Annotated in this window: 17 protein-coding genes; 12 read left to right on the top strand and 5 right to left on the bottom strand. The window is 43.5% G+C overall.

Features of this window, described 5'->3' with window-relative positions:
* Positions 1-524: 524 nt before the first annotated feature.
* The 9 genes from METLU_RS27710 to METLU_RS24220 all read left to right on the top strand — a co-directional run bounded on the left by METLU_RS27710 (position 525) and on the right by METLU_RS24220 (position 12623).
* Positions 525-686 carry a hypothetical protein gene (locus tag METLU_RS27710; RefSeq protein WP_155920379.1) on the top strand — a complete coding sequence of 54 codons (162 nt, stop codon included), beginning with the start codon at positions 525-527 and terminating at the stop codon, positions 684-686.
* 73 nt (positions 687-759) lie between these two features.
* Entirely contained in the window at positions 760-1167 is a 408-nt protein-coding gene (locus METLU_RS0101470) for a DUF5681 domain-containing protein (protein WP_027156673.1), read from the top strand.
* Complete coding sequence (locus METLU_RS27705; RefSeq protein WP_155920377.1) at positions 1151-1318, top strand: hypothetical protein; 168 nt, start codon at positions 1151-1153, stop codon at positions 1316-1318. The genes METLU_RS0101470 and METLU_RS27705 overlap by 17 nt, the downstream gene beginning before the upstream one ends.
* Before the next feature lie 540 nt (positions 1319-1858).
* Entirely contained in the window at positions 1859-4180 is a 2322-nt protein-coding gene (locus METLU_RS0101460; protein ID WP_027156672.1) for a type I restriction-modification system subunit M, read from the top strand.
* Entirely contained in the window at positions 4180-5529 is a 1350-nt protein-coding gene (locus tag METLU_RS24225; protein WP_051299726.1) for a restriction endonuclease subunit S, read from the top strand. The genes METLU_RS0101460 and METLU_RS24225 overlap by 1 nt, the downstream gene beginning before the upstream one ends.
* Positions 5522-6772: a hypothetical protein gene (locus tag METLU_RS0101450; RefSeq protein ID WP_155920376.1), complete on the top strand. Its 1251-nt coding sequence runs from the start codon at positions 5522-5524 to the stop codon at positions 6770-6772. Before METLU_RS24225 ends, METLU_RS0101450 begins: the two co-directional genes overlap by 8 nt.
* Positions 6772-10014: a type I restriction endonuclease subunit R gene (locus tag METLU_RS0101445; protein ID WP_027156670.1), complete on the top strand. Its 3243-nt coding sequence runs from the start codon at positions 6772-6774 to the stop codon at positions 10012-10014. The genes METLU_RS0101450 and METLU_RS0101445 overlap by 1 nt, the downstream gene beginning before the upstream one ends.
* 99 nt (positions 10015-10113) lie before the next feature.
* Positions 10114-11004, top strand: a complete 891-nt coding sequence (locus tag METLU_RS0101440; RefSeq protein WP_027156669.1) for a hypothetical protein — start codon at positions 10114-10116, stop codon at positions 11002-11004.
* A 65-nt stretch (positions 11005-11069) separates the two neighbouring features.
* Positions 11070-12623, top strand: a complete 1554-nt coding sequence (locus METLU_RS24220; protein WP_051299725.1) for an HD domain-containing protein — start codon at positions 11070-11072, stop codon at positions 12621-12623.
* A gap of 14 nt (positions 12624-12637) precedes the next feature.
* On the opposite strand, the gene METLU_RS28220 is transcribed toward METLU_RS24220, so the two are convergent.
* Entirely contained in the window at positions 12638-13066 is a 429-nt protein-coding gene (locus METLU_RS28220) for an IS1595 family transposase (RefSeq protein ID WP_231383524.1), read from the bottom strand.
* Between the two features lie 31 nt (positions 13067-13097).
* On the bottom strand, positions 13098-13565 hold the full coding sequence (locus METLU_RS28215) for an IS1/IS1595 family N-terminal zinc-binding domain-containing protein (RefSeq protein ID WP_231383518.1): 468 nt from the start codon (positions 13563-13565) through the stop codon (positions 13098-13100).
* Positions 13566-13764: 199 nt separating this feature from the next.
* On the opposite strand from METLU_RS28215, the gene METLU_RS0101420 reads away from it, so the two are divergent.
* A complete protein-coding gene (locus METLU_RS0101420; protein ID WP_155920374.1) occupies positions 13765-14685 on the top strand; it encodes a hypothetical protein in 921 nt (306 codons plus the stop codon).
* 514 nt (positions 14686-15199) lie between these two features.
* Here the strand turns inward: METLU_RS0101420 and METLU_RS0101415 are convergent.
* Positions 15200-15718, bottom strand: coding sequence for an IS630 family transposase (locus METLU_RS0101415; protein ID WP_051299724.1), 519 nt, complete (start codon positions 15716-15718; stop codon positions 15200-15202).
* Positions 15715-16215 carry a helix-turn-helix domain-containing protein gene (locus tag METLU_RS24210; RefSeq protein ID WP_081678992.1) on the bottom strand — a complete coding sequence of 167 codons (501 nt, stop codon included), beginning with the start codon at positions 16213-16215 and terminating at the stop codon, positions 15715-15717. The genes METLU_RS0101415 and METLU_RS24210 overlap by 4 nt, the downstream gene beginning before the upstream one ends.
* 60 nt (positions 16216-16275) lie before the next feature.
* Between METLU_RS24210 and METLU_RS0101405 the strand changes: the two genes are divergently transcribed.
* On the top strand, positions 16276-16896 hold the full coding sequence (locus METLU_RS0101405) for a DUF4231 domain-containing protein (protein WP_027156665.1): 621 nt from the start codon (positions 16276-16278) through the stop codon (positions 16894-16896).
* A 70-nt stretch (positions 16897-16966) separates the two neighbouring features.
* On the opposite strand, the gene METLU_RS27695 is transcribed toward METLU_RS0101405, so the two are convergent.
* Positions 16967-17209 carry a hypothetical protein gene (locus tag METLU_RS27695; RefSeq protein ID WP_155920370.1) on the bottom strand — a complete coding sequence of 81 codons (243 nt, stop codon included), beginning with the start codon at positions 17207-17209 and terminating at the stop codon, positions 16967-16969.
* Between the two features lie 774 nt (positions 17210-17983).
* Here METLU_RS27695 and METLU_RS0101395 point away from each other — a divergent pair.
* Positions 17984-21625: a tetratricopeptide repeat protein gene (locus METLU_RS0101395; RefSeq protein ID WP_027156663.1), complete on the top strand. Its 3642-nt coding sequence runs from the start codon at positions 17984-17986 to the stop codon at positions 21623-21625.
* Positions 21626-21662: the final 37 nt, after the last annotated feature.

The following is a 21662-nucleotide window of genomic DNA, read 5'->3' as shown; positions in this document are numbered from 1 at the left end:
ATTGGAAGTCAGCAATTACTCCCTATCATTCCAATAACATTATTCATATACAGTAAGTGTTAGAGAGTGGTAGGGGTGAAAGTAAATTATTGCATTCTTCAGAAAAATATTTATGTGATGTAATTGTGCCGGTAAAACAGGATTAATGTTGCATGCAATGGAACAGCTAATGATATTCATTCTTGGCAAGGACAAGGTAATCAACACTACGGGTAATCGTAGAACATAACACAAGTTCCAGCTATGAGTGGCAATGAGTCCGTCCAGGTAGAATAAGAGCCATTACTTTTCCTGGATGGGGCAAAGTAATCAGATTGGGTAATCGTAGAACGGAATACATGCTCCTATTGTGATGGCATGTTGTGTCCGGTTTAGTGTAGCCATATCACACCAATAGCTAAACTAAAACGGGTCGGAATAGGTGCTTTGTTAAGCTTTATTGGTTTTGCTTATGCTAAACATAATAATATTATTATGTTATAATATAGCCTATCTAACCATAGGCATGCGTCATGCAAAAATCTATGCAAACATCCGTTCATGTACCGGTCGATCTCTTCACCATCATCAAGCAGGGACTCCACGGTCAATTGTGGGAATTATGGCAAATGGTCTCGCTGTTTTTTTACACTAGCGCTTGGCTGGGAGTGTTCATCGCGCTGGCTGATACCTTCGGTTTTTACTGATGGCAATGAAAAACCAACTTTAATATGTCAGGTAAATTGATCATTCCCTGATAAATGCAGAAGCAGAACAGATATGGCAGCACAAAAATTTAAGCCCGGTCAAAGCGGAAATCCAGCGGGTAGGCCGAAAGATAAAACCCACGCCACCTTGCTTAGAAAAGCTATCGCTGAGGATATGCCTGATATCATCAACACCCTGGTCAATCTTGCCAAGAGTGGTGATGTAACTGCAGCAAAAGTATTGCTCGATAGAGTATGTCCATCCTTGAAGCCTCAAGCCATGCCCATATCCTTACCAGTAAATGGTTCACTGACAGAGCAAGGTCATGAAATCATTAATGCCACCCTGGCAGGACAGATTCCACCGGACATAGGTAGTCAGCTGATTACGACTTTATCATATCAGGCGAAGCTCATTGAAATTGATGAACTAATCAAACGAGTTGAAGCTTTGGAGTCAAAAAATGAGCCTAAAAACTAGATTGGCAAAGCTTGAAGTTCATCAGCTAGAAAAGAATGAACAGCAGCCGTCACAGGAAAGTTGCGAAGCTACTAAGCAGTGGCTAAACGATATCATTCAACAGTTGAATGACAACAGGAGTAAGCCAGAAAAGAAATTAGATAGCACTTAAACGCTTAAAATAGGCTGGAAGGCTGGCAGTCAACTCCACCCGCTCGTAGCCTTATTACCGTACTCATCCCTAAAAAGCATGAAAGCGAGATTAAAGTCTATCAACGATAGGTAGGCTGAATCTTCCGACATGAGCCCTATACAGACATTGATTGTGCGGTCTGTAAACACATTAACTAAATAAAAAGGCTTTGCTTGGGAAAATAGTAATTACTCAGCAATTTTTAGATAAATATGAAAAAATTGCGGTAGTTCTGATTCACGTAATTCCAAAGCAAGAGAGAGCAGTCTGTGCAGTATTTGATATTCATACCTATAAATTTAAATCTCGGTATCAAGACTAATTCAAGCTGCATCATTTGAACAGAATGATGCATCCTCATGATAACAGTATCCCTGATTGGCTAAACTCAGTTTAAATGGAATTGATTAAGCATCAAAACACTATGGAAGGGTATTGCCCTGAAGTGAGCCAACAACAAATCCCAGCGTCTACGGAAAAATAACCAGACTGGACTTAGTATTTATTGGAAAGGTAGTAATGACTCAAAGAACCAACAATCTCGCGGCCTATATCTGGTCCCTAGCCGATTTATTACGCGGTGATTTTAAGCAAAGCCAGTACGGTCGTATCATCCTGCCGTTTACCCTATTGCGCCGCCTTGAATGTGTATTGGAAGAAAGCAAGGAGCAGGTGTTGGCCGAGCATGATAAAGTCCTGAAAATGGGCTTGCCGGAAGAGGTGCAGGAGAAATTGCTATTACGCGCCACCGGAGGTTTGTCATTTTTTAACATCTCAAAAATGGATCTTTCCAAACTGGGTGAGTCCGGTATCAAGAGCAACCTGGAATCCTATATTCAAGGTTTCTCTAAAGATGCTCGCGAGATTTTTGAGCACTTCAAGTTTGCCGAGTTTATCGGTCAGCTGAACGATGCCAACCTGCTCTACAAAATCGTGCAAAAGGTCAGGCAAACCGATTTAAGCCCCAAGGCAATCTCCAATTATGAGATGGGCTTGGTATTTGAAGAACTGATCCGTCGTTTTGCGGAAGGCTCGAATGAAACAGCCGGAGAACACTTTACCCCGCGTGATATTGTCCGTCTGACCACTTCACTGGTGTTTATGGAAGATGATGACGCCTTAACCAAGCCGGGCATTATCCGCACTATCTATGATCCCACCGCAGGCACGGGCGGCTTTCTTTCCTCGGGCATGGAATATGTACATGAGTTAAATCCGCAGGCAGTCATGCGCGCTTTTGGCCAGGAACTCAACCCTGAGAGTTATGCCATCTGTAAAGCCGACATGTTGATCAAAGGCCAGGATGTTAGCAATATCAAACTGGGCAATACCCTGTCGAATGATCAACTCTACACCAATAAATTCGATTACATGCTTTCCAATCCACCGTTTGGTGTTGACTGGAAAAAGATTGAGCAGGACATCAAAGACGAATACACACTTAAAGGTTTTGAGGGTCGCTTTGGGCCGGGCCTGCCCAGAGTATCGGACGGTTCGTTGTTATTCCTGTTGCACCTGATCAATAAGCTAAGAGATGCCTCGGAAGGAGGTGCCCGTATCGGCATTATCCTGAACGGCTCACCGCTGTTTACCGGTGGCGCTGGTTCCGGTGAGTCGGAAATCCGCCGTTATATTCTCGAAGCCGACCTGTTGGAAGCCATTGTCGCGCTGCCCACCGACATGTTCTACAACACCGGCATTTCTACTTATGTCTGGGTGCTATCCAACAAAAAAGATCCACAGCGCAAAGGCAAAGTGCAGCTGATCAATGGTGTCAACCTATGCGGCAAAATGCGCAAGTCTTTAGGCTCTAAACGCAATGTCATGGATGAAGAAGACATCGCCACCATTACCCGTGCTTTTGGGCATTTTGAAGCGGTTGATGCCCGTGAGCTGAATAAACCTGCTGAACAGAAAAGCAATCGCGGTCGCCAATCAGACAGCGCAAAAACCGAAGTGCCCAAAACCTTTGCCAGCAAAATTTTTAACACCTATGAATTCGGCTATCGGCGTATCACCATTGAGCGTCCTCTGCGCTTATCGTATCAGTTCAATGATGAACGCATTGCCGAGTGTCGCTTTGCCCCTGGCCCCTTAAATGCAGCCATGAAATGGGCGTATAACGAGTACGGCACAAGCTGGTCAGATGATGGAGGTTGCGAACTGTATGGTGATTTGACAGAGCATCAAGAGGCCATCCGCAACTACATCAAAACACATTTTGCCGAGCTCAAAGAAAAACAGATTAAAGACTTGCTGGATCGCAAAACCTGGCTAGACCAAAAACAAGTCCTGCTGAAAGTCAGACAATTGCAACAGGCTATTGGCACAGCGCAGCACGATGATATGAACGGTTTTGATGATGCCGTAAAAGCCGCCTGTAAAAAACAATCCATTACCTTAGATGCCAAAGAGAAAAAACAAATAACGGATGCGGTGAGCTGGAAAAACCCAGTTGCCGAAAAAGTCATCAAAAAAGTGCATAAGGGCAAAGCCAATCCGATCTATGGTCTGTTTGAAGTCAATGGCCAAGTGCTCGAATACCAGGCTGATGGTGACCTGCGCGATAATGAAAATGTTGTCCTTGATCCTTCCAGATCAGTTAATGAAGTTAATGAAGCCTACTTTGCCAAAGAAGTACAACCGCATGTGCCCGATGCCTGGATAGATGCTGGTAAAAAAGACGACAAGGATCAGGAGATCGGTATCGTCGGTTATGAAATATCGTTTAATCGGCACTTCTACCAGTATCAGCTGCCACGGGATTTAGCCGATATTGATGCGGATCTGGACGCGGTTTCAGCCGATATTATGAAGCTACTGCAAGAGGTGCATTCATAATGTCAGGGAAATATCAGACATATCCTGAATATAAGGAATCAAGGGTTGAGTGGTTGGGCAATATTCCGAATCATTGGAATGTTTTTGATGGTAAAAGAGTTTTTAAGAATCGCCGTGAGTTGGCTTTAGATCAGGATGAGCAACTTGCCGCCAGCCAGAAATATGGCGTGATACCTCAGTCACTGATGATGAAGCTGAATGACTCTAAGGTGATGCTTGCGTTAAACGGGACAAGCTCTTTCAGGCATGTTGAGAAAAATGATTTTGTAATAAGCTTAAGAAGTTTTGAGGGCGGGATTGAATATAGTAGCTACAAAGGATGTGTTTCACCTGCCTACACAGTATTAAATGCGATCAAAGACATTGCTTCTGCATTTTATCGATACTTGTTTAAGAGTAAGCCATTTATATCGGCCTTACAGTCAACAACAGATAGCTTAAGGGACGGCAAATCCATTACATATGAGCAATTTGGGGCTATACCTCTAGTGCTGCCTTCGGTTTTTGAACAAGAAGCTATCGCCAATTTCCTCGATCATGAAACCGCCAAAATCGATGTCCTGATCGAAAAACAACAGCAGCTGATCCAACTGCTCAAGGAAAAACGCCAAGTGGTCATTAGTCATGCGGTGACCAAGGGTTTACATCCTAATGTCCCCATGCGTGATTCAGGTGTTGAATGGTTGGGTGAAATACCAGAGCATTGGGGTGTTACATACTTAACTCACTTGGTAGATCAGAACAGAAGAATAATGTACGGAATTGTTTTACCAGGCCCTAATGTTGATGATGGCGTGGCAATTGTTAAAGGGGGGGACGTTAAACCTGGAAGGTTAAATCTGGATTCTTTGTGTAAAACAACGTATGAAATTGAGTCAAATTATGCAAGAAGTCGTCTTGCTGAAGGTGATTTGGTTTACTCTATTCGAGGAACAATAGGTGATGTTGAAATTGTCCCCAAGGAAATTGAAGGCGCTAATTTAACACAAGATGCAGCAAGAATTTCTCCCAAAAAAGGAGTTCACAATATTTGGTTGAAATATGTAATGGAATCTACGCCGGTATTTTCCCAGCTGGAGATTGGATCATTAGGCGCAGCGGTAAAAGGTATAAATATCCGTGATCTTAAAAAGGCAATTCTGCCGCAACCCCCAGAATCTGAGATGTTAGAAATAGCAGATTTTATTGAAAAAGTTTTGGTAAAAATGAATAAGCTTGCTGAAAACTGCGACAAGCAAATTCAATTATTGAATGAACGCCGCACTGCCTTAATCTCCGCTGCTGTTACCGGTAAAATTGATGTGCGCAATTGGAAGCCAAAAAGCAAATATGGGCAGTCTGATGTCTGAAATTGATCCAACAAAATTAGATATTTTTACACCAACACATTCAAGTCTTTATAACGCCTGTGTGGGGAATAATAGTCTTCATAATCTGCACACATATGCTGAGGGTTATTTACAAGCAGCAAAAATATTGCTCAGCCAAATTTTTGAAAAACAATTGTTATATGAGAGAGATACATTGGTTCATCCGATTCTTTACTCTGCCAGGCATGCAATCGAGCTGAGTATTAAGCATGTTCTTACCAAGCTAAATGAATGTGATATTAAAACAGATGAAAAGCAATTGCATGGCCATAGTTTAAAAGAGCTTTGGCATTTATTTGAGATACAAACACAGTTCGATCGTCGTTTGAAAATAATTGTTGAAAACGTAAAACCGATTGTTAAGCAGTTTGACGAAGCAGATCCAGATGCGCAGGATTTTCGTTACCCTAAAAATGTTGAAGGTGTGCAAACGTTAGAGGGCAAATTCATTGTTGATCTTATTACAGTGGGCAAGCTGGTCTATTATTTAGACGAGAAAATTCTAAAACTCTTTGAACTTATCAGAATTATCGTTGATGAGCGCAATCTCAATGCTTTTACTAAAGAGATGAATCGTGATGAACTGCGACAACTTTCAATTGAACTGCCATCGTATAAAACTTGGGCTAAAAGTGAAGACTTCGAAAAGGTTAAACAACTTTGGCGTAAAAACTTGGGTTTAAGTAATAACGCATTTTCAAGAGCAGTTAATTTCATTAAGAATCATAGAGAATTTGCAGGAAATATTGGCATAGAACATGACTTTATTTCTTTAAATGAAGAGTTATTACGTGAAGTAATGGCAACAGCCTATGATGTTAAAAAAGAACGTATAGCTGATAGAGAGATTGAAGGTTTTGCTCGAATGATAAAACCAGATCCTTCTTATAAATATTTAGCAGCGTTGACTGATAAGTTAAGTGCAGATGCTATTGCTGAACTAAGCGCAATTTTCTATATATCGCGTGATCATCGCTACAGTGAGGAATTTGATTTTGTGTATAACTATCATCAGCGTGACTTTAAGGGTTTGACTGGTGAACGATTGGAAAAAGCGAAAAAACAAAGCTTTTTTCATGTGTTTTCTAAATCAAACTTTATAAATGAAGTGGTGGGTGGGTTAGGAAAAATTGGTAAGCTCAGTCTAGCAAAAGAGCTTGAGAAATATATTATCAATGAAGAGCTTGAACTCCAGTCACTTGGGGTATCCATGGAATTTTGATGAGCAACAAAGCTAATGAATTTATATTTCAGAATGAAATAACTAGTCATTTAGCCGCTAATGGCTGGTTATTGGGCAAACCTGAAAACTACAACCGAGAATTGGCTTTGTATGCGGAAGACCTGTTAGGCTTTGTGCAAGAGACTCAGGATGCGCAGTGGCAGAAATTCTGCGCCTTATACCCTCATAACCCCGAGCAGAAGTTCTTGGAGCGTGTCGCCTCGCAGCTGAATAAAGCCGACCCCAATGCCGTCAATAAAGAGATGCGTACCTTTGGCACTCTGGGTGTGTTGCGGCATGAATTGCGTGATCGTGGTACTCGTTTCAGCCTGTGCCAGTTTAAGCCGGAACATGAATTAAATCCCGATACCTGGGCGCGCTATAAAAAGAACCGTCTCCGTGTCGTGCCGGAGCTAGTCTACAGCCCTTGGGCGACTGAAGAGCAGTTGGCACAAACCGACACTAAAGCCAAAGCCTGGCGTATTGACCTGGTGCTGTTTGTGAACGGTTTACCGGTGGCCACATTGGAATTGAAGTCGGAGTTCAAGCAGGCGGTACAGAATGCCATTAAGCAATACAAGACTACGCGCCTTCCTGTCGATCCCGTCACTAAAAACCCGGAGCCGTTACTGACGTTTAAACGCGGTGCCTTGGTACATTTTGCGGTCAGCCAGTACGAAGTCTACATGACAACGCGACTGGAAGGCGCAAAGACATTCTTTTTGCCGTTTAACAAGGGCACTAAAGATGGCGGTGCCGGTAATGATGTGCCGCAGGATGTTAACCAATACGCCACGGATTATTTATGGAACGAGGTGTTATTGCCCGACAATCTGCTCAATATTCTTGCCCGCTTTGTCCATTTAGAGATTGAAGAAAAAGAAGAGTGGGATGGACGTAAATATAAAAAAGAAGCGCTGATTTTTCCGCGTTATCATCAATGGGATGTCGTTAACAAACTGATCAATGCGGCACGAACGGAAGGTCCTGGGCATAAATACCTGATTCAGCACAGTGCCGGTTCCGGTAAATCCAATTCCATTGCCTGGACCGCGCATCAGTTATCGTCACTTTATGATCAGAAAGGCAATAAACAGTTTGATTCGGTGATTATCGTTACGGATAGAACAGTGCTGGATGCCCAGTTGCAGGATACGATCTATCAGTTTGAGCATGTGGATGGCGTAGTCGGGCGCATCAATAACAAGGAAGGCGAGGGTTCCAAATCAGAAAAGCTGGCAGCCGCATTGGAAAACACACAACCAATTATTATTGTCACGATTCAAACCTTTCCCTATGTCTTAAAAGCGATCGAGAACAGCATCAGCTTAAAACAACGGCATTACGCGATCATTGCCGATGAGGCGCATTCCTCACAAACCGGTTCTACGGCACGCCAATTAAAGGAAGTGTTGATGCTGGAGGCCAAGGAAGGGGATGAAGAGCTTTCCACCGAAGATATTCTGGATGCTACTGTTGCTGCACGGCCCGCTTCCAATAACCTGAGCTATTTCGCTTTCACCGCAACACCCAAAACCAAAACGCTGGAATTATTTGGCCGATTGCCGAACCCGAACGAAGCGCCATCTAAAACCAATAAACCGGAAGCCTTTCATGTCTACAGCATGCGTCAGGCAATAGAAGAAGGCTTTATTCTGGATGTGTTGAAAAATTACATCAACTATAAAGTGGCCTATAACCTGGCGTTAAAAATTCAGGCAGCCGACCAGGAAGTTGAAAGTAAAAAAGCCAGAGTCAAACTCAATCAATGGGTACGCCTGCATGATTACAACATTTCACAAAAAGTACAGGTGATTGTTGAACATTTTAAAAACCATGTGATGGGGTTGTTAGGCGGCCAGGCTAAGGCGATGGTCGTAACCAGTTCACGCAAAGAGGCGGTACGCTATAAATTGGCTTTCGATAAGTATATTGCTGATAAAGACTATAAAAAGATTCATGCCATGGTGGCATTTTCCAGTGAAGTCGAATTTAGCGATAAAGACCCTGATGCCGAAGATTTACTGGGCCAAAAATTTACCGAGCATAATATGAATCCGAATCTTAAAGGCCGTGATATGCGAAAAGCCTTTGATTCTGACGACTATCAGGTCATGATTGTTGCTAATAAGTTTCAGACCGGGTTTGATCAACCCAAGCTTTGCGCCATGTATGTGGATAAAAAACTGGGGGGCGTGGAATGCGTGCAGACCCTGTCGCGATTAAACCGTACCTATCCTGGCAAGGCGGAAATCGGCACTTTTGTACTGGATTTCTTTAATGAGCCTGAAGACATTCTCAAATCATTTCAGCCTTACTATCAAACGGCTGAATTAGCGGATGTTTCCGATCCTAATCTCATCTTTGACCTGTTCGATAAACTGCGTGCGGCAGGGATTTTTCACTGGCATGAGGTCGAGCAGTTCTGTGCGGCATTTTTACAGAAAAGTAAAAGCAATGCGGCGATTGCCAATATCTGCAAACCGGCAGTCGAACGCTGGCAACAACGCTATAAGTCAGCGGTTTCTGCGTACAAGCAAGCCAAGGACATGTTTGAGCGCACTAAAAAAACAGGGGATGCGGTATTAATTACCAATGCGGAGAACAGCTTTAAGTCATGTAAGCAGGAGAAGGATGCCTTGGAAATATTTAAGAAGGACTTGGGCACGTTTGTGCGCTTTTATGAGTTTATGTCGCAGATCGTGGATTATGATGACAAGGAGTTGGAAAAACTGAGCTTATATGCGCGGCATCTGCGTCCCCTGTTGCGTGAAACAGTGCCTGATGACGATGAAATTGATCTGGATAACGTACTGCTGAGCCATTACCGCCTGTCAAAAATTCACCAACAGGATTTAAAGCTGAAAGAAGATTCAGCTGAATATCTGCAACCGGGCGATGGCTTGGGTAGTGCGAAACCAAAAGATAAAAAGGAAGAATTTCTCTCGCAGATTATCAGCCGATTGAATGATCTGTTTATTACCGATCAGCTCACTGAAAAAGATCTGGTCAATTACGCCTATACCATCAGAGACAAGGTCCGTGAAAACGAACTGGTCATGAAGCAGATCGACAATAATACCCCTGAACAGGCCATGTTGGGTGACTTTCCAAAGGCTATTGACGACGCGATACTGGATAGCAGTGCGGCGCATCAGAACCAGATGATGCAGTTGTTATCCGATCCGGCCAAAGCGGCGAAATTTTCACAGATTGTGTTTGATTTGTTGACGAGGGGATGATGATCGTCCGTTATTTGTGTATGGTTTGGTAAAAAACTGATGCCGGGGCTGGTAAAGAATTTATGGATAGTAACGTGAGAAAAGGGAAGGTATAAGATCATGCTTGATCAGATTGATGCCGCCTTATCTATTTTGGAGCGTCTTAAGAATCTTTTTATGCCTGATAGACAATCCCATGAAATTGATTCAATCGCTAGCCGATTTGTCCGCCTATTCGAAAAACATGGTATTCATCGCAATCAAATTCCACGTTTTTTTGGGCATGGCTTAACGCTGGCTGATGTTGCAAGCAATGAAAAGCTTTTGCTCAAACTAACGCATGAAATGCTGCAATCTGTCAGTGAGCTTTTTGCGGTTCGATTGGAATGGCTGGAAGGTGTTGACGAAGAAATATATAAGACACACGACTTTTATAAACATCCGGAAGATTATGCCGAGTTTCTTGATCAACTTATTGCCGATGATAAGCATCGAGTAATGGCCAAGTTGGTGCTATCGGCTGATTCTTCAAAGCAAAATGATGCCTTGTTAGTTTTGGAAGAAGAAATTGATTATATCGGTAATGAACCAGTGGTTCGTTATCATTTATGTAGTGGCTGGGTTAACAAGTACTGGAAATCACGAGCAGACTTAACGGCATGTATTGCCATTACACTTAATCGGTCCGTTCATATTCATGGATGGAAAAAGCGACCAGCAATTGATGTTTTTTGTGCGGGAGAGGGATTCATTAAGGATCTTTATGATTTACCTTGGGCATCTGGACGTGGCTGGCTTTTTCGACGACGAGATCAGTCCTGGCACCCTGAAGATTGGGTATATGATCCTGCGGCATTTTTAAAAGGTGTTGATGCTGAAAGAGATAATTTTGGTATAACTAGTGCGCTTGATCGGTGGCTATATTATTTTGATAAAGGCTACATGGAAACGGGGTATTACCGAGAAAATGCCCATAAAAAATTCACCGCATTGCATGAAAAATATAAGTAGTTAATTTAGTATGCACAATCACTATTTAATTATTAGTCATCGATCAATTTAGGATAAAACTCAGCTTGGATACTTTTAAACAATCGAATCTTTGGAAGAAAAATTTAGCTAACCAAGGAGATAGTGATCCTTATACAGCAGCGCGTGAGCGTCTACGTCAAGCTTTTATTAAAGCCCGATCAGCGGTGGAGCCGCTTGTAGGTCTTATAGCCAAAGAGCTTCCAGATCTGACGATGCATGATATCACTCACTTAGATAGCCTATGGGATATAGCTGATGAATTGATTGGTGATGAATTCGATATAAACCCAGCTGAAACTTTTGTTCTCGGTATGGCGTTCCTGTTGCACGACGCTGCTTGCTCCACCTTTGCATTTCCCAATGGCATAGATGGTTTGCGTGCTACTTCAGAATGGAAGGATTTTGTTGCACAAAAAAGTTTTGATGAAGATGCAATGAAAAAGGGGGTATTAGAATATCAAATGACGCTCTTTGAGACTCTCAGGCTTTTGCATTCTCGACAAGCTGAGAAATTACTGATGCAATGCTGGCCAGGTCTAGATGGCGAATCGCGCAATTTGATGGAAGATATAGAGCTGCGGAATTACTATGGTCCCCATATAGGAAGAATCGCCGCTAGTCATGGTAAAGATGCGGCTGTTGCTGAACAAGAATGGGCTAATGCCGCACCTCTTACTCCACCTAGCTCACTAGGTCTGGATGCAAGTGCACAGTGGAAAGTTGATCGTCTAAAAATAGCGATGTTGCTTCGTTGTATTGATGCTGCACATATTGATAGTCGCCGTGCTCCTGATATGTTGACGAGCTTAATTCAGCCCACGGGCATATCAAGAGAGCACTGGCTTTTTCAAAATCATTTAGGGTCTTTAGCAATCAATGACCAAGACGAGCTTTACTGGTCCAGTCGAGCTTTTGAAGAGAAAGATTCAGATGCATGGTGGCGTTGTTACGACACCATGACAATGATTGACCGTGAAATTCGTACTGCTAATCGTATTTTAAAAAACAATGGCCGGAATGAGTTACTTGCAAAAGGAGTGGCAGGGGCACAAGATTTGTCAATATTTGTACAGAATGTGCCGGTGCAAGGCTGGCGTCCAGTTGATGTAAGTTTTCAAATAAGAAATGTTGGCAGTGTGATTGAGAGATTCGGTGGTGCAAAGCTTTATGGCGATGAACCTCATCTGGCTCTGAGAGAACTTATCCAGAATGCGGCTGATGCTATTCGTGCACGTCGCTTATACAGAAACAAGCCGGAACATGGACGCATCGATATTTTTCTGAAAGAAGAAGATGGAGCATGGTGGTTACATGTTCAAGATAATGGCATCGGTATGAGCCGTTATGTGCTGACTGATGTTTTACTCGATTTTGGCCGGTCTTTGTGGCGAGATGCTGCTTTGCGCGAACAATGGACAGGCTTAGCAGGGAAAGGTTTTGAAGCTGTTGGGCAATTCGGCATTGGTTTTTTCTCAGTATTTATGCTTGGTGATGAGATCAAGGTAACTACTTGGCGGGACGGTGATGCTGAATCTAATCAGGCTACACTATATTTGCGGCAGCGTACCAATGCTAGACCAATTTTATTAGGCTCATAATGGATTCCAGGGAGTTAGCTGATAATCAGCTCCAACAGAGAACTTAATAACGCTTTACCGCGTTTTCTGGCGTTATGGACAAACTCGAAAAAGCCTAAATAAATGGGCAGATGCGCTTGAGAAATCCCGCGATGCGGGCGTAACCAGGAACGCAGCAGCGACCAAAACCCTTCCATTGTGTTCACATGCACTTCATAAAACCCATCACCGTCCTCATCGCGCGCATATTCCCCGGCACCATGGCAAACGCTTTTTCGCGCGTATCCCCATGACTCCAGGCGGTCATAAATCGCATATTCATCGGTGTAAATGAGCGTACCCGGCGCTATGGTGCTTTGAATCACAGGCTGGATGGTCGTTTGCTGAACATTGTCCAGCATCTGAATGACCACTGGTCCGCCGCGTTGAATCATGCCCAATATCGGCGGCTTTTCCTTGGCCAGCGTACCGCGTCCACGCGCACCTTTTAAGCGGTTACGCCGACCTTTTCGGCCTTTTTTTTACGGCTTCCGGTTGGCCTTTATGCCCGGCTACCACATAAACTTCGTCGCATTCGACTTCGCCTTCCAGCACCACCACTGGTCTTTTGCTGACGATCCCTGACCGCAACTGCTGGGTCATTGGCTGAACGTCCGTTTCATTTAAATCCAGCTCACGGGCAATCTGCGCGTTCGATAAGTTCAAGCCCATAAAATACAAGCACAGCACCCAGATCTTCAAGGGTTGATGGTGACCCGCGAAAATCGTACCGGTTAAATCGTCGAATTTGCGCTGACAGGCCTTGCAGCTGTAACGCTGCCTTTCAGACTGGGTATCATCCTTGCCCTGCTTGATTATGGCTTCTGAGCCGCAATGGGGACAAGAGACTTTATCCGGCCAGCGCAGGACGCGAATCGTTTCAAAGCATTTGGCATTGTCTAATAGTTGAGGTAAGGTAATCATCCGTCCTATCTGGGGATACTGAACCTCAAATTCAAGCTTTCAGCAATGGTTGGGTATCTCCCTGGAATCCAATAAGAGCCTTTTATTAAACACTCCCACAGAGCTAAAACTGGACGAACCCGGCACTTGTGTATCAGTCCGATTAAGGAATGGCCGTGCTTCTCTCTTAGAAGAATTTCACACTGGGGGGATCAGATATATGTTGTCAAGTTCAAGTCCTGCTCAAGAAATGACACTGGCTCAAACTGTCGGTATATTAGCCCCAGCGCTTGATATAGATGTGTGGTGCCAAGATGGGGTGGGTCAGAAAACTAAAACAATCGAAGCCAATGACTGGGAAAAATTGTCCCCTATCAAATTGCTGCAACGTTTGGCTCCAGCATACCCAGAAACTGATTTACTGCAGTACACAGAAAGTTTTTATAATGTAAGCGAGAATAATGGAACTATTGTTGGACGCATCGGCATAGATTCGCCATCGATTAGCAGTTTCGGATATGAGCTCGGTGTACTTGCCCATAAAGGGATTTCAATGAGCAAGTTGGATAATATGTGCGGTATATTGCTTTCTAGCAATAATGTAGACTTAGCTCGCAGCCTTGCTAAACCAATTTGTTCAGCAGAAGCTTTAACTACTTGGGCGCAAACTGTTCATGAGAATATAAAACATTCTTCCCCATGGATGACTAGTAAACTGCTTAGTCTGGGAGTATCCGCAGAACATTTACCTATAATAATGTTAGCTAGTAAGTATATTACTGCAGAAGAATTTAAGGCGTACTTGCGGCGAGATGGAACTGAAGAGATTGTGCTGGTATGGTCGGAGAATCTTAAATGCCCTGCCTCAATATCTAAAGCAGACTTTGATAGTCAATTTAAATTATCTGATGATGCGTTCGTGCTTGGCTCTTTTACTGAACGCCAAGATTTTGGCTGGGGTGAGTGGGTTAGCTCCCAGTTGCCAGAAACACCCGAGTCCCCAAGAAATATTATATCCGCTATAAATCAATGTTTTCAGCAAACATGGTCCAATGTTAAATGGACGAAGGAAATGAGAAATGTGGGCAAGGTAGTCGATGAAGATATTAATGTAGAGTGCTCTGTTGCTAGGAAAGCATAATAATATTGATCATACGCTAAGATGTTTACGAGTTGGATTTGCGATTTATGATCATAAATATAGTATCGGCAGGAACGAATTCATTCAATTAATGATAGATTGGTTGCAGCTCATCTTTGATACCATCATCCAAATCAATCCTTTTACCTGAGTAACTGTCGCAATAGTCGCAACTGTCAGTGTCGCAAATATATCGGAAAGCAAACTGGCACGACTACACTATCGTTTTCATCATGCTAACAATGGCCGTGGTGGCCTAGGTATATATGGGTCAGGTTGGGTAATCGCAGTCGACCCAAAATTGGTCTTTTATCTCAATTGTTTGAATGACTGGTTTATTAGCGGATAACAGACAATCGATAAGATAAGAAAAAACCCTATATCATCCGATACGAGAAGATACACTATTAGCGTTTTGATGGCATGCGCTGAATTTATTGCCCAGAATGAGGTAATCATGGATGATATACAGAAAATTATTTAATCATTTGTTATGTGCAAAAGAGGTAAGCGCCTAGCAGAAAGTTAGTTGGTATTGAGAGCCGAAACCAACTGTAATTTCATCAATGGCCTGTTCAAGTTCAGCTGGCGTAAATGATTTGAAAGGCAACCACTCGTATTTCATTTTGTACCATAACATTTCAATGCGATTTAACTCTGGACTGTAAGGCGGCAGGAAGTAAAACTGCATACCTTTGTTTTTCAGTAGCTCCCAATAGGGGGCGAGCTTTTTAGTAGTATGAATCGAGGCATTATCCAGGATCACCACTAATGGCTTATTGATGCGCTCAACCAATGCCATCAAAAAACCAAAGAACCACAAACCGTTCACGCTTTTCCATAATTTTGCCAACATCAATTCTCCCGAAGACAAGAGAGCGCCAATCACATTTAATCGCTGCGCCCGTTTTGCCGTGACAGCATGGGTTTCGCCGCGTTTCGTCCAGGCTGAACGATTCGGCGGTTGTGGCGCAAACCCTGCCTCGTCCACGTAAGCCAATTCGATTTCACCCGCCTGCGCTTGCTGAATCAATCGGTCGATGTCCTGACGGGATTGTTCGAAGCGTTCGGGGTCGCGCTTTTTTTTAAACTGTAGCGTGTTCGTTTCCACACATAGCCCAAGCGCTTGAGCTCAGTTCGCAAGGTAGTCGGTCCAATTTGGACTTGATATTGTTCAGCCAAGCGTGTTAATAATTCCCGGGATGATAACGCTTCGGCTTCAACCCATTGACCTAATTGCTGACGGTGTTCATCCGTCAGTTTACGCGGTGCACCACTCCGTGGCTGATCCGGCAAACTGGCTAAACCGAACTTCAACCAGTTGCGTCGCCGAATTCGGACCGCTTCAAGGCACAGGCCTTGTTGTTCGGCAACCTCTTTTACGGTTTTCCCCGAAGCCAGTAATAATATGGTTTCGGCTCGCTCTCGTTCATGCCAATTAGCGCCTTTTTTGATGATCAGCCGCAGATCATCACCCTCAATTTCCATTAACTCTATCCGTGCAACCCGTGCCACGTTTTGTTCTTTCATCGCATCCAAATGCTCAATAGCATAACGCAAATGGATTTATTGCGAAGCGCTTAAAGGCCCGTGGATGCTTGGAAGATTGGGATAGTTGTTTACCTGATCACATTGATTGCGACCTTCCTTCCAGTTGCAAAGGCCATTGCCCGAAAGGTCGAGTTGAAGCCTGGCGGTGAAGGATTTCAAGAAAGCTCTCACTTCGATGAAAAGCACAAGAAGCTGCTTTTGCAGCACTATTCGAGAATTCAAGGGACGTTGGGATATTGGAAGAACCTAGCAGAGCTATACAAATCCTTGCATTACTACCTTCTGCTATGGACCATCCCTTCGGCGGTAGTGATCCCGGTTCTCACCCCGTTCATTGTAGATAGTAACTTTTCGAAGGAAGCCGTTACCATTCTTTCGGCCATAACGGCAGTTCTGTTGGCATTTCATCAGGGTCTCAAGGTCGAAGATAATCTAAAGGCTTTTCGGCACGGTGAATCCGAATTCTATGATTTGATGAGGCGCCTTCTTGATCGACCGAACTCTTTGGGAAAAACGCAATCTGAACAGATAGATGCCTATTTTGAAGAAGTTGCCCGAATAAGGCGTTTTGTAAGGAATGCAGAGACAGATAATTTAGGAACGCTTGATGATGCCCGGACGGAACTTGAAAAGCGGAGAGCGGAAGGCGGTGGCACATAATCGGGTAACTGGGGCTATTTAGCCCCAGTTACCACACTACCTGACATGCAAGTCTGCACCGGGCGATTCATCAGTTATAATGAAACTTGATCCACTGTTCTCTGACCGAGATGAGACCCTGATCCTTAAGCCATTGATCGCTGAGTCCGCGTTGCACTGCATAGGTTTTCGCCAACCGATAGTACCCTTTGGAACTGAGCCCCAAGAGAATGGCCTGTCGTTTGCCGACACCCAGCTTGATCAGGTCGCGTATTCGAGTTCGCGGCTCATGCCTAGCGTTATGAGGGACCGCTTTCCGAGATTCACCGACCATTCTACGCCATTTATAATCGACCGGTTGTTGCCGGATTCGTCAGTCAGTCCACAGGCTAAAATCTACCCAGAAGAGTCGTCTGGCTTTCTGTGTCATGAAGGTCTGCTATCTGAGGCGGAGGTGCCAATCGTTAACTTGCCGTAGTTTTCAGCTTGCGACCACTCACAAATGCGCACATCTGAGGGATGAGATTCCCATGGGTTTTAAATGGTGAGTGTCGCATAAAAGGCCTTATAGTCATATTCCCATCGCTTTGGTCAAGATGTCCCACACGATCTCGAACGGACGCGTCAGTTGTCTCAATGGCCCTTTAGATTCCTTCCCTGGGCTAACTTCATGAAGATAAAAACCTGGCCCAGAAGAAAATCGGTCATTCAATAACGCCATCTTCCCGCTGTAATACGAGTAAAAGGTTTCACAACGACTAACCGAATAGGCCAAATTAGCACTAAACCCCAAGGTTGCTGCTTGATTTAGAGTGGTTCCAGTGTTAATCACCATGCAAAACTTACCAGATAACTAATAGCAATCAACATTGAAAATTTTCCAGATGCCAAAGTATTGCTTATGAAATCAAAATATTATGCCATATTAAGCTGAGAAAAGCAGCGTTGATAGCTGGAAAAGATTGAGCGTTGATTTACAAACGTCAGAAATATTTTCATATTTTTCAATAGTTCTGAATAAAGACTGGTGGGCAAGAAAAACTCAAAAATAAAACAATAGTCATTTTTAGTTGTCACTTTAACTGATTTAGTTCTTCCAGAATTAATTATGAACATTCAACACTGGTTTAAAAAAAAAGTTGCTAATTGGGGATCAGATATAAATCGACTATGGAAGTTACTAAGCAGATTTGGATTTGCACAAACAATTGTCGTATTGGCTGCTCTTGTTACTTTGATTAGCTTCTTTGTTCCTGCTAGTTCCATTCATACATTCTTCTCGAACATTACTCGCCCATTGATCCAAAATCCTCTGCCCCACGCAGACCCCAACCGATTTAGTATTGCAGTAGCGCATCTTGAAAACGACACCTTAGATCAGCAGAGTGAAAAACTGCTCATTGAAGCTCTAAGAGATTTTGAAGGTGTTCAGGTTCTGAGAGTAGATCGCACAATAAAGATTTCGAAAGGCAATATTCCTGAAGATGCTGAGAGAGCAGCTGAAGATGAAGCGAAGGAATATTTACGTAAAACTGGCGCTGATGTTTTGATTTGGGGCACAGTTCTGGTGGAAGGAGACAAGGTTAGCCCCAAACTTTGGTGGACAATTTCTTCAGATATTGCTCTGAGCAAGCGTCGGGACATATATATGCCGACAAATTTTCGTCTGCCCCAATTATTTTGGACTGATTTAGTTAAGGTCATTCAAATGTTGGTTGAGAGGCAAGTTGAAATTGTTTCAGAACGTGAAGGTGTCCTGCAAGCCGATAAACTTAAGTTATATATTGATAAAGTGAGCAAGATTCTGGAGGTAAGTGATGAAAAACTTGACTGGAGAGAAGAAGATCGTGCCCGCACTTCAATGATTCTTGCAGCTTCATTATTTACTTTGGGCGAAGAAACAAGAAAAAACAGACCGATAGCGCGAGCGATTACTGCCTGCCGAGAAGCCCTGCGCTTTTATACACTCGATAAAACGCCATATGAATGGGGAGCGACGAACTCCATTTTAGGGGGGGCATTCATGATCATGGGGGATCGAGAAATCGGTACGGAGCGGAGAAAGGAGGCAATCGCTGCTTTTAAAGAAGCTATTAAGGGATTTCCAAGAGACAAAAGCCCATTTGAATGGGCGTTAGTGCAATTTTTAATGAGTTCCGACATCTTAAAAATTGGTGAGCAGGAATTAAACAGTGAGAAAATGGAACAGGCGGAAATTGCTGCTAGAGATGGACTGAAAGAACTTTCCAGGGAGAAAACGCCACTGCGTTGGGCTAATGCTCAGAGTATTTTAGCCCTAATATTACGTACTTTAGGTATGCAAGAGACTGGCATTGTGCATCTAAAAGAAGCGGAATCCCTTTACCGAGAAGTACTTCAGGAATTTACTCGAGAGAGAGTGCCGCTGGAATGGGCGCGTGCACAAAGTGATCTAGCTGTAACTCTACAATTGCAAGGCGAGCGTACAGGAAGTGAGAAGCTTCTGGAGGAGGCTAAAGTGGCCTACCAGGAGAGTTTAAAGGTATTCTCGCGGGAAAAGACACCGGAAGAATGGGCAAATGTGCAGATTAATTTGGCTTCCACTCTAAAACTTTTGTGTATCAAGGGCGCAAGGATGCAGATGGAAGAGGTAAAGGTCACCTATCGAGAGTCGATCAAGAAGGTGGAAGAAGCCTACAGAGAGTTGCTAAAAGTATACGATCGAACGGAGACTCCTAGGCTCTGGGCACAGGTGCAAATTGATTTGGGCGATGCTCTGGAAGAGGAGCTTTTTTGGGTATCAGATGATAATACACTTCTAAGAGTGTTTAAAGAAGCGAGCGCGGCTTATTACGAGGCACTCGGCCTATTCACGCAGGATAAAGCGCCATCAGAATGGGCAAAAATACAATCCAGATTAGGGGACTTAATGTCCCATATGGGGGATCATATAGGGTCCTATATGGGGTCCAATATAGTGCGTACATATTTTCCTCCCTATAGTATTGAATCGGCTAATTTCTTTGAAGGAGCAGCATCTGCTTATCGTGAGGCGTTGAAAGTATACAAACCCGAAAATGCATTTTTCGACTGGGCAGATGCACAATTATCTCTGGGCTCCTCACTCTTATCTTTAGGCAAGACTGAAGAGGCGGTGTCTGTTTATCGTGAAGCGCTAAAGGCGAATTTCCGGGAAAAACATCCATTGGAATGGGCAAGAATGCAATCCAATTTAGGTAACGCCTTGGTAACGTTAACGTTAGACACCCGAAGGCAAAACAGTACTTCTTACTTAAAAGAAGCAGTAACGGCTTATCATGAAGCGCTTAAGGCATACCGCTTATCCAGCAATATTTCTAACTCTTCTAATCTGTGGAATCAATCATTTCTAGAGGAGTCACTAGGCGACGTGCTGATGACTTTGAGTGATAGAGAAGCGGATTCGTCATGGCTTGAACAAGGAATAAAAGCTTATCGAAGATCTTTATTCATCGAGGAGCAAATCAGAGCCGAGGGAGATGGAAAAAGATTAACAAGAGAGCCCTTTCAAATGGTTATTCTTTATAAAAAGCTCGGTAATGCGTACTCGCGCAGGGGCATGCGTGAAAATGATATGGGGTTCTTGTTGCAAGCTGTAGTTACTTATCGGGAAGCTCTTAAAAATGTCATTGAAAGAGGCTCACAATTCGATCGGGAAGAGGTACAAGGGAATCTGGCCAATGTACTGAGTGAACTAGGTTTGCGAGAGAATAATATTAGGCGTTTTAGCGAAGCTTTATTACTTTATGTGGAAGTATATTGGGGTAAGGGCTTATTTGGTTTGCCAACGATATATAGCCAATATCCAGGAAGCTATGCACTGCTTCCATCTAGGGACAGAAAGAAGATGATAGCTTACATGCAACAAACTGCTGTTACTTATCGTGAGGCATTAAGAAAAACAAACCGAGAAAAAAAACTGAATGATTGGGCGAGATTGAAGGAGCAATTAGGTGATACGTTATTCATAATTTGCTGGTGGGATATATCTGGGCGTAGCTGTACAGCGCATCTCAAAGAAGTTATAGACGTTTATCTGACGGCATTAAAGCCCAATCCTGATTCTCCATTTATATATTTTAAGCTTTGCTCGGCAATCAACGTGCGGATCAAGTCTATGGACGAAGAAGAACGCGCTTCCTATCTTGAGGAACTGAAAGGGCTTCAAAAACCTAAAGGTGAGCAAGCACCGTTTGTACATGTGATAGTAAAGGAGACATTGGGAAACTTGCTGAGTAGAAATGGGGTACGGCATAACATAAAGGAACTAAAGGAAGCGGTAGCGGCTTATCGGGAAGCTCTCCAGGAGTACAAATTGTTGGGTCTTCAGCAGCAAATTCAAAATGTGCGGATCAGTCTTCTACATACGCTTATTAGTTTGGGTGAGCGAGAAACTGATGCTGACCAGTTGGAGGAGACCCTGATCCTCTACCGTGAGGAATTCAAAGAACTTAAAGGAAGAGAGGCACCATATCAATGGGAAGGTTTGGGTGATCTACTGAAGAAATTAGGCGAAAGGAGAGCTGGGACAGCACGCTTGGAAGAGGCAGAAGAAGCTTATCAACATGCATTGAGTGGTCTCAAGTCGAGTTATCCCACGGGATATGGTACTAATTACATAGCTAAGGATGGCGACTCTTATAATGAACAGATTAAAAATAAAGAACAGATTAAAAAAATAGAGGATAAGCAAGCGGTTGTGCGGGAATTGCTAGCAAAACGAAAGAAGTAATAGTATTCCAGTTATCTTTTTAGTTGAGGGCGATTTT

This window comes from Methylobacter luteus IMV-B-3098 (assembly GCF_000427625.1).
GTDB lineage: Bacteria > Pseudomonadota > Gammaproteobacteria > Methylococcales > Methylomonadaceae > Methylobacter > Methylobacter luteus.
The sequence above is the reverse complement of the archived record's forward strand: the minus strand, read 5'-3'. Positions and strand labels throughout refer to the sequence as shown.

Excerpts from the sequence above, each read along its gene's own strand:
- METLU_RS27710 (WP_155920379.1), top strand. The coding sequence starts at position 525 with ATGCAAACATCCGTTCATGTACCGGTCGATCTCTTCACCATCATCAAG.
- METLU_RS0101470 (WP_027156673.1), top strand. The coding sequence starts at position 760 with ATGGCAGCACAAAAATTTAAGCCCGGTCAAAGCGGAAATCCAGCGGGT.
- METLU_RS27705 (WP_155920377.1), top strand. The coding sequence starts at position 1,151 with ATGAGCCTAAAAACTAGATTGGCAAAGCTTGAAGTTCATCAGCTAGAA.
- METLU_RS0101460 (WP_027156672.1), top strand. The coding sequence starts at position 1,859 with ATGACTCAAAGAACCAACAATCTCGCGGCCTATATCTGGTCCCTAGCC.
- METLU_RS24225 (WP_051299726.1), top strand. The coding sequence starts at position 4,180 with ATGTCAGGGAAATATCAGACATATCCTGAATATAAGGAATCAAGGGTT.
- METLU_RS0101450 (WP_155920376.1), top strand. The coding sequence starts at position 5,522 with ATGTCTGAAATTGATCCAACAAAATTAGATATTTTTACACCAACACAT.
- METLU_RS0101445 (WP_027156670.1), top strand. The coding sequence starts at position 6,772 with ATGAGCAACAAAGCTAATGAATTTATATTTCAGAATGAAATAACTAGT.
- METLU_RS0101440 (WP_027156669.1), top strand. The coding sequence starts at position 10,114 with ATGCTTGATCAGATTGATGCCGCCTTATCTATTTTGGAGCGTCTTAAG.
- METLU_RS28215 (WP_231383518.1), bottom strand. The coding sequence starts at position 13,565 with ATGATTACCTTACCTCAACTATTAGACAATGCCAAATGCTTTGAAACG.
- METLU_RS0101420 (WP_155920374.1), top strand. The coding sequence starts at position 13,765 with ATGTTGTCAAGTTCAAGTCCTGCTCAAGAAATGACACTGGCTCAAACT.
- METLU_RS24210 (WP_081678992.1), bottom strand. The coding sequence starts at position 16,215 with ATGAAAGAACAAAACGTGGCACGGGTTGCACGGATAGAGTTAATGGAA.
- METLU_RS27695 (WP_155920370.1), bottom strand. The coding sequence starts at position 17,209 with ATGGTCGGTGAATCTCGGAAAGCGGTCCCTCATAACGCTAGGCATGAG.
- METLU_RS0101395 (WP_027156663.1), top strand. The coding sequence starts at position 17,984 with ATGAACATTCAACACTGGTTTAAAAAAAAAGTTGCTAATTGGGGATCA.